The following is a 10,619-nucleotide window of genomic DNA, read 5'->3' as shown; positions in this document are numbered from 1 at the left end:
CGTGCGCGTCGGTCGAGCCCGCCGCGCCGATGCCGATGACCGCGAGCCCGAGCCCCATCAGCGCGACGCCGCCTGCGCCGGCCGTGCGTGCACCGACACGCGCCGCGACGGCGCCGGAGCCGAACGACACGAGCGCGAACGGCACCGACATCGGCAGCAGCGCGACGCCGGCACCGGCCGCATCGAGCACACGGTGGCTCTGCCATGCGAGCGGCAGCACGAACAGCATCCCGTAGCCGCCGAACGTCATCGCGCCGTTCGCGATCAGCATGCCGCGAAACGGACGGTTCGCGAGCAGGTCGAGCGGCACGAGCGCGGTCGTGCCGAGCCGCCGCTCGACACGCACGAACAGCGCGACGGCGACGCCGCTCGCCGCGACCAACAGCGCGGCGTGCAGCGGAGCGTGACGCGCATCGATCGTCGCGAACACGATGCCGCCGATCGCAAGCGCGCCGAGCACCTGTGCGACGACGTCGAAGCGGCGGCCCTGCGGATCGGCCGACTCGCGCACCGCGACTGCCGCGAGCACGACGGCCGCGGCGCCGAACGGAATCACGATCGCGAAGATGCTCGGCCAGCCGAACGCGTGAATCAGCACGCCGCCGAGCGTCGGCCCGACGATCATCGCGATGCCGCCGCATGCCGCCCAGATGCCGAGTGCCCGCGCGCGCTCGGCCGGATCGCGCCAGGTCACGCGCACGATCGCGAGCGACGCGGGAATCAGCAGCGCGGCCCCGGCGCCCGCGAGCGCGCGGCCGGCGATCAGCACGCCGAGCGTCGGCGCGAGCGCGCAGACGACCGACGCGCCGCTCAGCAACGCCGCACCGGCGACGAATGCGCGGCGCCGCCCGTAGAGGTCGCCGATCAGGCCGCCGGTGAGCAGCAGCACCGCATACGCGAGGTTGTACGCATCGATCACCCATTGCAGTGCGCCGACGCGTGCGCCGAACGTCGCGCCGATCGCACCGGTCGCGAGATTGACGATCGCGGTGTCGATCTGCGCGATCAGCACCGCGATGCAGAGCGTCGGCAGCACGAGCCGGTGCCGCGCGGCCCGCGCCTCATCGGCAGCGTCGCGCAACGCCGCGCGGGTCGGGCGCGTCATCGCGGGTCTCCCGGCAGGCTGCCGTCGTGCACGGCGTCGGCGGCGTGCAGCGCGTCGCGTGCGCGATCGATGTCGCGGCTGCGGTAGGCGCGTTCAGGAATGTCGGCGAGCCGCGACGGATGGACCTGCTGCGCGTCCAGTCCGTAGAACTTCTGGAAGCTCATGATCAGCGGCGACCATTTGTCGGGATCGATGCGATCCGGTTCCCCGTCGACCAGCAGATCGGGATGCACGTGCACGCGCTGCACGCGCACTTCGAACACGCGAATGCGGCCGCGCAGATCGGGCGCGTCGTCGCCGATGCCGTGTGTCGCGACGACGACCGCTTCCAGATGAACCGGACATTCGAGCGCACGCGGCGGCGCGACGGTGTGCGATGCGGTTTCGGTCAGTCCGGCCGTGCCGAACTTGTCGGCTTCGTACACGTAGCCTTTCGCGTGCTTCGATTCCGGCACGGGATACGTGCCGGTCGTGCGCGCGATCCGATCGACCGCATGCGCCTGCGCGGGCGACGGCAGATTCAGTACGCATTCGCGCGTGCGCAGCAGATTCTGCGCGGTCTGCGAGCTGTTCGCGAGTCCGAGCACGCCGCGCCAGCCGAGCCAGAACGCGGACGACATCGGCGCGAGATTGGCCGTGCCGTCGGCGTTCAGCGTGCTGATCAGCACGACGGGCGTGCCGAAGTACAGGATGTTCGGTTCGGTGACGCGATGCGGCGCATGCATGGGCGGATTCCTTTCGACGATCAGCCTGCATGCTGCGCGCGCGGCGGCCGCACGGCGCTCCGGATCTTGCCGTGTCATCCGGCCGGCGGGCGCCGGCATCGGCGGGGCTTTTCCGCTACAGTAGGAAATCGCAGGTCGCGCAGCCCGGTATCCGGCGGCGCGACCAGGTTCGAGAATTGCTGACAAGGAACCCGATGCTCACTCCGCAACGCTATACCTCCAACGCGCCGACGCGCGCGGAAGTCGAAGCGCTGACCGGCGCCACCGTGATCGAATTCGGCGCCAACTGGTGCGGGATCTGCGCGGGCGCGCAGCCGTCGATCGTCGCGTCGCTCGCGGCGCATCCCGAGGTCCGCCATCTGAAGATCGAGGACGGCCCCGGCCGGCCGCTCGGCCGTTCGTTCGGCGTGAAGCTGTGGCCGACGCTCGTGTTTCTGCGCGACGGCGTCGAAGTCGCGCGCGTCGTGCGCCCGATCGACGCGCGGCAGATCGAAGCCGAAGGCTTCGCGGCGCTCGCCTGATCCGCACGGGACGACAAGCCATGCAACAGGCCATCCAGCACGTCGGCGTCGATACGCGAGGCCGCGGCCTCGTCGAGTTCACCGCGCGCGTGCGCGCGTTCGTCGATCAGCAGACGATCCGCACCGGGCTGCTGACCGTGTTCTGCCGGCACACGTCCGCGTCGCTGCTGATCCAGGAGAATGCCGATCCGTCGGTGCAGCGCGATCTCGAGCGCTACTTCGAGACGCTCGCGCCCGAGGACGCGACGCGCTACGAGCACGACACCGAAGGCGCGGACGACATGCCGGCGCATCTGCGCACCGCGCTCACGCAGGTGCAGCTGTCGATTCCGGTCGAGAACGGACGGATGGTGCTCGGCACCTGGCAGGGCATCTATCTGTTCGAGCATCGCCGCGCCGCACATCGGCGCGACGTCGTGCTGCATCTGATCGGCGAGTGAGCCGCACGCGGGCGCGCGTCGGCGGCGGGCGGCGTGCGATGGACGCGCGCGGCGGCGTCAGCCGAGCAGCCGCTCGATCGCCGCGCCGAGTTCGCGCAGATGCACGGGCTTCGGGACGTATTCGTCGAAGGCCTGCCGGTTCTCGCCGAGCGCCAGCGACTCGTACGCCGTGACGCCGAGGATCGCCGGACGCTGCGCGCCGGGCGCACGCGTCGAGCGCAGCCGGCGCGCAACGTCGACACCGCTGATGTCGGGCAGCTCCAGATCGAGTATCACGACGTCGTACGCGATCTCGGCCGCGCGCGCGAGGCCTTCGCGGCCGGTGCCGCACAGATCGGCGGCGATGCCGAGCGTCGTGAGCATCGCGCCGAGCGTTTCGCGCGCGTTGTCGTTGTCGTCGACGATCAGCGCGCGCGTGTCGCGCAGCGCGGCCGGCGCCGCACCGGCCGGCGCTTCGTGTGCGCTCTCTACCGCGTCCGGCACGTCGACCGGCACCGTCACGACGAACTCGCTGCCCTGGCCCGCGACGCTGTGCACGTCGACGCGCCCGCGCAGCGTCGTGACGATTTCGCGCACGACGGCGAGCCCCATCCCGATGCCGTCGACGCTGAGCCCGACCGCATCGTTCGCGCGATAGAACGGCTCGAAGATCTTCGACAGATGCGCCTTCGCGATGCCGACGCCGGTGTCGCGCACCGCGATCCTCAGCTGCGGGCCGGCCGGCGCGTCGGCGCGCGTGATCGACACGGCGATCGAGCCGCGGTGCGTGTACTTGACCGCGTTCTCGACGAGATTCGCGAGCACCTGCCGCAGCAGCTTCCGGTCGGAGCGCACGGCGAGATCGGTCGGTGCGACGTGCGACGAGAGCGCGAGCCCTTTCGCGTCGATTTTCGGGCGCAGCGGATCGAGCACGTCGGCGAGCAGCGACGCGATGCGGACCGTTTCCGCGTCGGCGAGCCGTTTCGTCGAGCGCAGCTTGATGTAGTCGGTCAGATCCTTGACGAGCGCTTCGAGCGACGCCGCCGAGTTCTGCAGCCGCCGGATCGTCTTCAGGTTCGCGTCGGACTGCGGGCGCGCGAGGAGGATCTCGATCGACCCGCAGATCGCCTGCAGCGGCGTGCGCAGTTCGTGGCTGACCATGCCGAGAAACGCGTTTTTCGCCTCGATCATCTCGAACGCGCGATCGGAGGCTTGCCGCTCGGCGTCGAGTGCCGCGTTCTGCCGTTCGAGCAACGCATCGCGCGTGCGCATCGTGTAGAACAGCAGCGCGAACAGCGCGCACAGCAGCACGCCGAGCACACCGCCGAGCAGCAGGATCGTCCGCTGCTTCGCACGCAGCTGATGGAACGTGAAGTCGCGCTGTGCCATCTCGATCGCGCGGAAGTCGTTCGCGAGACCGTTGACGCGCGGCCAGTATGCGTCGACGTCGGCCAGCACGCGCGGTGCTTGCTGCGGCGCGTCGCGCAGCTTCGGCACGTCGCGCTTCAGCTGCGCCATGAAGGCGCCGAGCGTCGCGATCTCGTCGCGCGCGCTCGGGATGCGCAGCCAGTATTCGGACACTTCGGACGGCCGCTCGAGAAAGCCGAACGACACGGAGAGGCTGTCGAGCTGCATCTGCAGCTTGTCGAAATCGTCGTCCTGATGCGTTGCGTAGAGGATCAGCTGGCGGTTGAAGCGCGTATAGACGTTGCGGTATTGCGCGGCCGTCCAGAACACGCCCTCGCGCGGCCCTTCGAGCACGCCTTCGTTGACCGACGTCGCGAGCAGGTCCCACAGCAGGAACGCCCACGCGGCGAACCCCAGCAGCCAGACGGAGCCGAGAACGAGGATGACTTTCCGGTTACGCCATCGGCGGCGTGTCATTTCACCGTCAGCCCGACGACCTGCCACGCGAATTTCGCTTCGCCGAGCGGCGTCTTCAGCTCGTCCGGAAACTGGTCGCGCGGATACATGATCCACAGCGGCCCGTAGTTGTCGTTGCCGAGCACCTTGCCGTTCATCGTCCGCGCGAGGATCACGCCGTAACGATCGGCGTCGGATGCGGGAATCGTGAACGTGTATTCGTCGATGCAGCGGAATTCGATCTGCTCGCCGTGCGCGCCGACCGCCTTCAGCACGTCGGAGAGCCGCGGGCCCGTGAACGTCGAGACCGGCGTCCAGCTCGTCGAGGTGCGGATCGTATGCTGGGGCAGCGCCATCAGCGCCGCCTCGGAAAACACGTACGCGTGCCGGCCGGACTGGTTGCTCTTCGCGATCTTGCCGTCGACGGTGAACGTGAACGGCGCGGCCCAGCATGCGGCGGCCAGGCCGAGCAGATACACGGTGAGCACGCGCTTGAGCCAGAGAGTCGTAGCTTGCATGTGATTGGTCTCGTTGGGGTGGCGACGATGCGCGGCGCTCAGGTCCCGGCCGGCGCGACGGGCGGCACGATCTTCAGTTCGCGCGCCACCTCGGCGAACAGGATCGGCAGGCGCACCGGCTTTTCCTCGCAGCGCGCGTTGTAATGCGACACGATGTGCGCGATTTCGTCCTCGCTCGCTTCGCCGGTCGAAATCTTGCCGGTCAGCAGGAAGATCGGCGCATCGCCGTTCTCGCTCGCGCGGATCCCGCGCACCAGATCGGCGGCCGTTTCGTCGCCGAGCATCCAGTCGAGGATGTAGCCGTCGAAGTCCTCGATCGCGAGCGCTTCGCGGAACGCGTGGCCGTCATGATACGGAATCGCGTGCACGCCCTTTTCGATGAAATACTCGCATACCGTTTCGGCGACGTCCGGCGAATCGTCGACGACGGCGATCCGCGCGGCATACGCGTTCGGCCGGCTCGAACGCAGCTCGATCAGCTCGACGGCATGCGTGCGGCCTTCGCGCGCGTGCCGGCGTTCGGTGACGATCCATTCGCCCTGCCGCTGCAGCGCGACGAATTCGGTGTCGATCTGGCTGCTCGCCTTCGTCGAGATCGCGGCGCGGCAGCGAAAACGCCGCGATTCGATCACGAGCGTCGCGTCGATCATCTCGGCGTCGGCGGGCTGCGCGCCCTTGTCGTCGAGCAGGATCGCGGGCGGCACGCCGAAGTGCGTCGCGATGTCCTGCAGTTGCGACAGGTTCCAAGGAATCAGCCCCTTCATCTTGCGCGTGACGACCGAGAAGCTCAGGCCGAGCACGTTCGCGATCGTCGTGTTGTGGCTGCGCGGCGCGATGCCGTTCCGGTTCAGCAGATCGCGCACCTTGTTCGCGGTGATCAGATCGACGTTGGCCTGCTCGCTGTTGGACATCGTGGTGAGGGTTCCGGTAGTTGGCGACGGAGAGCATAGCAAAAGTGACGCGTCATGCAAGCTTACGATGAGCGGTCGCCTTGACATATGCCGTATCTCGATTATTATTGCGCACCACGTCACGATTGTTTGTCGCGTCATGTTTGCGCACGACGGCGACGACGATCGACACCGCCACCCACCGTGGGGCGACGCCGTAACGGAACGTTTCCGGCAGAGAACCTGAGAGAGCCCTGGACTGCGTGCCGGCGCCGGCGGATTGCGATTCGCCGCGCCGCACGCAAACCGGCCGAGCGCCGGCTGCCCGTCATGCCACGCGCGATTCGCGTTCCGTCTTCCCTATCCCGCGCGCCACCTTTCCGCACGCTATTGCCTCCATCGGCGCGATCACGAGACTCGCAAAGCAGCGCTATTACCGCTCGCCCAACCGCCGCACGCGCTGCCGTTTGCATGCCATCTGCACGGCCGCGTTCGCCCGATCCCGCGATCGCGATTCGGCGTGCGCGCCCTACGTCGTCCGTGCGCGATGTATCGTTCAAGTCCGAACTAGACTTTCCAGCTAATCAGACGAGTACTAAACCGTTGATTCAGAACTGTTTTTCCCGGCGCCGTTTGGCATGATCGACCCGTTTTCGTTTTTGTACGGTTTCGTTCATGCGATGCACGGCCACCCGGAATGCGCGCATTCCAGGTGGCGTGTCGCCCGCGCTATGTCATGCCTTACAGTTCGCTCCAATCGATTCGACGCTATCAGAACATTTCGATGTTCGGCGGCGGCATCGTCGTCACGGTCCTGATCCTGATCGCCTGTGCGCTCGGGATGGCGTCGATCGTCTACGGCTATCTCGACGGCGAGCGGCGCAATTACCTCGCGGGCTTCGTACAGACGCTGAACGAAATCAAGGTCAGCGAGACGTCGTTCCGCAACGGCGTATCGAACGCGCAGCTGATCTGGCGGGACATCGACCGCGCGCCGGACGGCGTCGTCGATGCGTTCTACTCGAGCGATCAGCAGATCGCGATTACGCCGTATCCGTCGGTCGTGTTCGGCGTGCCGGGGCAGACCGCCGACCGGCGCGAAGTCGCGCGCTACCTGTCGCTGTCGGTGCTGCTCGCGCGGATCTGCGCGGCGAGTTCGATCAATCGCGGCTATGCGCTGATCGGCTATCACTACAGCACGCGCACCGCGATGTTCGGGCTCGTGCCGAACTCGCGCGGCGACGGAGCCGGCCTCGCGACGCCGGACGAGCGGGCACGCACGCTGGACGCGCTGCGCATCGATTTCGGCGATGCACCGCCGAGCGCCGGCCACGGCCGTCCGCACGTGCGCTGGCTGCCGCCGTTCATCGATCCCGTGTCCGGCGAACGGCGCATCCGGATCGCCGCGCAGGCACAGGTCGACGGCGAGCCGTTCGCCGTGCTCGTGACCGAATACGCGCCCGATTACCTGCTGTCGTGGGTGCCGTCGAATGCAGCCGACGGCACGTTCTTCGTGACAACGGCCGACAACCGGCTCGTGACGGCCGGCCCGGGCGTCGCGCACGACGACGCGCGGATCGCCCGGCTGCTCGATCTCGACGTCGCGCGCGAGCCCGGCGATGCCGACGAGCCGGTGTTCCGCGGCGGCCACGTCGTGTTCCGCGGCACGCTCGACAAGACCGGATGGACGCTCGCATATGCGCTGTCGTGGACGCACATCGCCGCCACCGTCGCGTTGCGCGCGGGCCTGCTGCTCGGCGCGTCGCTGCTGACGATCGCGATCATGTGGGTGCTGCTCGTGCGTTTCCATCATCGTGTGCTCGCGGGCGTCTATGCGCGCTCACAGCGCGTGTTCGACAGCGAGTCGCTGTGCCGCAGCGTGATCGAGATGTCGCCGATCGGGCTCGGGCTCATCTCGCGCGCCGACGGGCGCTTCATGCTCGTCAGTCCCGTGCTCGCCGAACGTGTCGCGCGACTCGGCTGCGATTGCGGCACGCTGTCCGCGCAGATCCTCACGCAGTATCGCGCCGGCGCATCGAATGCGCCGTTTCAGATCGAACTCGTGCTGCCCGATGCGCAGGCCGCGGCCGGCGCCGATGCGCCGCCGCTGCATCTGGAAGTGATCGCACGCGATGCGCGCTATCAGGGGAGCGACGTGCTGATCGTCGCGGTCGTCGACGTGACCGCGAAGCGGCAGCTGGTGCAGAAGCTCGAAGAAGCGGTGCGCGCGGCGGACTCCGCGAATGCGGCGAAGTCGTCGTTCCTCGCCGCGATGAGCCACGAGATCCGCACGCCGCTGAACGTGATCCTCGGCAATCTCGAACTGCTCGAGCGCTCGGTGCTCGATCTGCCGCAGCGCAGCCGCGTGCAGACGCTGCGCAACGCGGCGTCGGGGCTGCTCGAGCTCGTCAGCGGCATTCTCGATTTCACGAAGGTCGAGGCCGGCGCGATGCCGGTCGAGTCGATCGAATTCGATGCGATCGGCGTGATCGCGCGCGAGTTGGGCGCGTACGCGCCCGTCGCGAAGGCGAAGGGGCTGCCGCTGTTCTGCGAGATCGCGGCGAGCGCGTCGCAGCGCATGCGCGGCGATCCGACGCGGCTCGCGCAGGTGTTCGGCAATCTGCTCAGCAACGCGATCAAGTTCACCGCGCACGGACACGTGACCGCGCGCCTGCGCGCGGTGCGCGGCGAATGCGGCACGGCGGAGCTGGCGATCGCGATCGAGGATACGGGCATCGGCATCGGCAGCGCGGATCTGCACAAGCTGTTCCGTGCGTTCTCGCAGGTCGACGCGACGATCGCGCGCCGTTACGGCGGCACGGGCCTCGGGCTCGCGCTGTGCGATCGCCTCGTCACCGCGATGGGCGGCCGGATCGCGGTGACGAGCGCGCCGGGCGCCGGCAGCTGCTTCACGGTGCGGCTGCCGCTTGGCCTCGACGTCGAGCCGATCGCCGCGCCCGTCGCGCGCGACGCAGGCACGCTGCTGCTGGTCGCGCGTCAGGCGGAATGGCGGCAGTTCGCGCTGCCGCATCTGGCCGCGTGGGGATTCGACGTGCGCGTCTACGCGTGTCCGACGCAGATACCGGCCGCGCGCTGCATGCGCGCGAGCGCGATCGTGCTGTTCGGCGATGCCGACGAGTGGCCCGGCGACGCGCTCGATCGGCTCGCCGGCAGCGCGCCGGTCGTGCTCGCGACGCCGGACGGCCCGCTCGAGCCCGGCCGCGTCGGCCGCATGATCCGCGTGTCGAGCTATGCACTCGGCGCGCTGCGCGCGGCACTCGTGCCTGCGCGCGGCGGCGCGGCGGCGATCGTGCCGATCGATCGCGCGGCCGAGCCGGCCGCCTGCGGCCGCACGACGATGCGCGTCCTGCTCGCCGACGACGCATCGGTGAACGGCACGATATTGCGCGAGCAGCTCGACGCGCTCGGCTGTGCAGTGCACGTCGTCGGCCTCGCGGGCGCGGCGCTCGACCTGCTGTACCGCAGCGACTGGGACCTGCTGCTGATCGGCACCGATCTGCCCGACATGGCCGCATGCGCACTTGCCGAAGCCGTGCATGCGCGCGGGATGCCGTGCAGCGTCGCGATCGTCACGACGCATCTCGCGCCGGACGAAGCACGCCGCTGCGCGGCCGCGAACGTGTACAGCATATTGACGAAGCCGGTGACGCTCGGACGTCTGCGCGGCGTGCTCTCGGGCGTGGCCCGACGTCGCGGCAAGCACGTCGACGGCGAACAACGACAAGAACAGGACATCGCGCAGCTATCGCACGACGGCGTCGCATGACGTGCCGTCGCGCGCGCGCTGCCGCGAATGTCCGAGGTATCGAAGGCAGACCGTTGCCGCCGCCCGCGTGCGGCACGGATTATTTTGAGGTGGAGAGAGACCGTGCACCATATGGAGAAAGTCATCGCATTGCTGCTCGATTTCGCGATGCTTCCAGAGAAGTCTCGGCGAGACTTTCTGGCGAGCATCAACGAGTTTCTGATCATGTCGCCGTTGCAGCGACGGCATGCGATCGACGCGTGGAAGCAGGTCGCCGAAAACGGGCGACGCGAAGCCGGCATGGCCGGCGAGGGCGCGAACGGCCATTGAAGGTGCGTACGCAGCGAATGCCGCCGGCGCACCAGCACCAGGCGGCGCGCGGCCCTCCCGCGATACCGCGCGCGCGATGCGGGCGCACGGCGCTCGCGCGATCGCGGCGATCTGCGCCGCTCGGCCCGTTGCGCGTGGCGCGCAAGCGGTTCACCGATGCTATTGTCTGGATATTTGATGCTGCTTGCCTGTCCGATCCGTCGAACCGGCGGAGCCGCCGAACGGGTCAGGCCGCACGGCGCGCGGCCGATGACGGCCATGAGCGAGCACATCGTCGAAGCCGGGGAGAACAGAGACCATGGATGAATTCTGCGTGCGGGTGATGGTGGCGGACGACCACCCTTCGTCCGCGATCGGCATGTCGAGGGTGTTGGCCGAAAGCAGCACGATCGAGCTCGTCGGGACCGTGTCGAACTCGACCGATCTCGTCGCGGCACTGGAAGAAAACCCGAGCGACGTGCTGGTGCTCGACTACGTGATGC

10 protein-coding genes are annotated in these 10,619 nt (G+C 68.5%); 5 read left to right on the top strand and 5 right to left on the bottom strand.

Annotated features, from left to right (window positions below):
* Together HMPREF3115_RS15595 and HMPREF3115_RS15590 are read right to left on the bottom strand one after the other, a co-directional pair.
* On the bottom strand, positions 1 to 1,105 hold a 1,105-nt coding region (locus HMPREF3115_RS15595), incomplete at its 3' end, for an MFS transporter (RefSeq protein WP_070555034.1).
* Positions 1,102 to 1,830, bottom strand: coding sequence for a flavin reductase family protein (locus tag HMPREF3115_RS15590; protein WP_053298020.1), 729 nt, complete (start codon positions 1,828 to 1,830; stop codon positions 1,102 to 1,104). The genes HMPREF3115_RS15595 and HMPREF3115_RS15590, both read right to left, overlap by 4 nt.
* Before the next feature lie 194 nt (positions 1,831 to 2,024).
* On the opposite strand from HMPREF3115_RS15590, the gene HMPREF3115_RS15585 reads away from it, so the two are divergent.
* Positions 2,025 to 2,351, top strand: coding sequence for a thioredoxin family protein (locus tag HMPREF3115_RS15585; protein WP_006397679.1), 327 nt, complete (start codon positions 2,025 to 2,027; stop codon positions 2,349 to 2,351).
* 20 nt (positions 2,352 to 2,371) lie between these two features.
* Positions 2,372 to 2,791, top strand: a complete 420-nt coding sequence (locus HMPREF3115_RS15580) for a secondary thiamine-phosphate synthase enzyme YjbQ (protein WP_006414922.1) — start codon at positions 2,372 to 2,374, stop codon at positions 2,789 to 2,791.
* Positions 2,792 to 2,848: 57 nt separating this feature from the next.
* On the opposite strand, the gene atsR is transcribed toward HMPREF3115_RS15580, so the two are convergent.
* The 3 genes from atsR to HMPREF3115_RS15565 are packed head-to-tail and all read right to left on the bottom strand — an operon-like array spanning position 2,849 to position 6,062.
* A complete protein-coding gene (gene atsR / locus HMPREF3115_RS15575; protein ID WP_006404492.1) occupies positions 2,849 to 4,654 on the bottom strand; it encodes a hybrid sensor histidine kinase/response regulator AtsR in 1,806 nt (601 codons plus the stop codon).
* Positions 4,651 to 5,151: a putative pterin-binding protein gene (locus HMPREF3115_RS15570; protein WP_006404491.1), complete on the bottom strand. Its 501-nt coding sequence runs from the start codon at positions 5,149 to 5,151 to the stop codon at positions 4,651 to 4,653. Before HMPREF3115_RS15570 ends, atsR begins: the two co-directional genes overlap by 4 nt.
* A gap of 38 nt (positions 5,152 to 5,189) precedes the next feature.
* A complete protein-coding gene (locus tag HMPREF3115_RS15565; RefSeq protein WP_070555032.1) occupies positions 5,190 to 6,062 on the bottom strand; it encodes a response regulator in 873 nt (290 codons plus the stop codon).
* A 715-nt stretch (positions 6,063 to 6,777) separates the two neighbouring features.
* Here HMPREF3115_RS15565 and HMPREF3115_RS15560 point away from each other — a divergent pair.
* The 3 genes from HMPREF3115_RS15560 to HMPREF3115_RS32470 all read left to right on the top strand — a co-directional run.
* Complete coding sequence (locus tag HMPREF3115_RS15560; protein ID WP_258178732.1) at positions 6,778 to 9,828, top strand: ATP-binding protein; 3,051 nt, start codon at positions 6,778 to 6,780, stop codon at positions 9,826 to 9,828.
* A gap of 102 nt (positions 9,829 to 9,930) precedes the next feature.
* The gene (locus HMPREF3115_RS15555; protein ID WP_006404487.1) at positions 9,931 to 10,137 is read left to right on the top strand and encodes a hypothetical protein; all 207 of its coding nucleotides are present in this window, start codon (positions 9,931 to 9,933) and stop codon (positions 10,135 to 10,137) included.
* Between the two features lie 298 nt (positions 10,138 to 10,435).
* The coding region (locus HMPREF3115_RS32470) for a response regulator transcription factor (RefSeq protein WP_371089473.1) at positions 10,436 to 10,619 on the top strand (184 nt) is incomplete at its 3' end.

Source organism: Burkholderia sp. HMSC10F09, assembly GCF_001806955.1.
GTDB classification, from domain to species: Bacteria; Pseudomonadota; Gammaproteobacteria; order Burkholderiales; family Burkholderiaceae; genus Burkholderia; species Burkholderia multivorans.
The sequence above is the reverse complement of the archived record's forward strand: the minus strand, read 5'-3'. Positions and strand labels throughout refer to the sequence as shown.

What these genes read in the sequence shown, in the direction of transcription:
- HMPREF3115_RS15590 (WP_053298020.1), bottom strand. Translation starts at nt 1,830, where the DNA reads ATGCATGCGCCGCATCGCGTCACCGAACCGAACATCCTGTACTTCGGC.
- HMPREF3115_RS15585 (WP_006397679.1), top strand. Translation starts at nt 2,025, where the DNA reads ATGCTCACTCCGCAACGCTATACCTCCAACGCGCCGACGCGCGCGGAA.
- HMPREF3115_RS15580 (WP_006414922.1), top strand. Translation starts at nt 2,372, where the DNA reads ATGCAACAGGCCATCCAGCACGTCGGCGTCGATACGCGAGGCCGCGGC.
- atsR (WP_006404492.1), bottom strand. Translation starts at nt 4,654, where the DNA reads ATGACACGCCGCCGATGGCGTAACCGGAAAGTCATCCTCGTTCTCGGC.
- HMPREF3115_RS15570 (WP_006404491.1), bottom strand. Translation starts at nt 5,151, where the DNA reads ATGCAAGCTACGACTCTCTGGCTCAAGCGCGTGCTCACCGTGTATCTG.
- HMPREF3115_RS15565 (WP_070555032.1), bottom strand. Translation starts at nt 6,062, where the DNA reads ATGTCCAACAGCGAGCAGGCCAACGTCGATCTGATCACCGCGAACAAG.
- HMPREF3115_RS15560 (WP_258178732.1), top strand. Translation starts at nt 6,778, where the DNA reads ATGCCTTACAGTTCGCTCCAATCGATTCGACGCTATCAGAACATTTCG.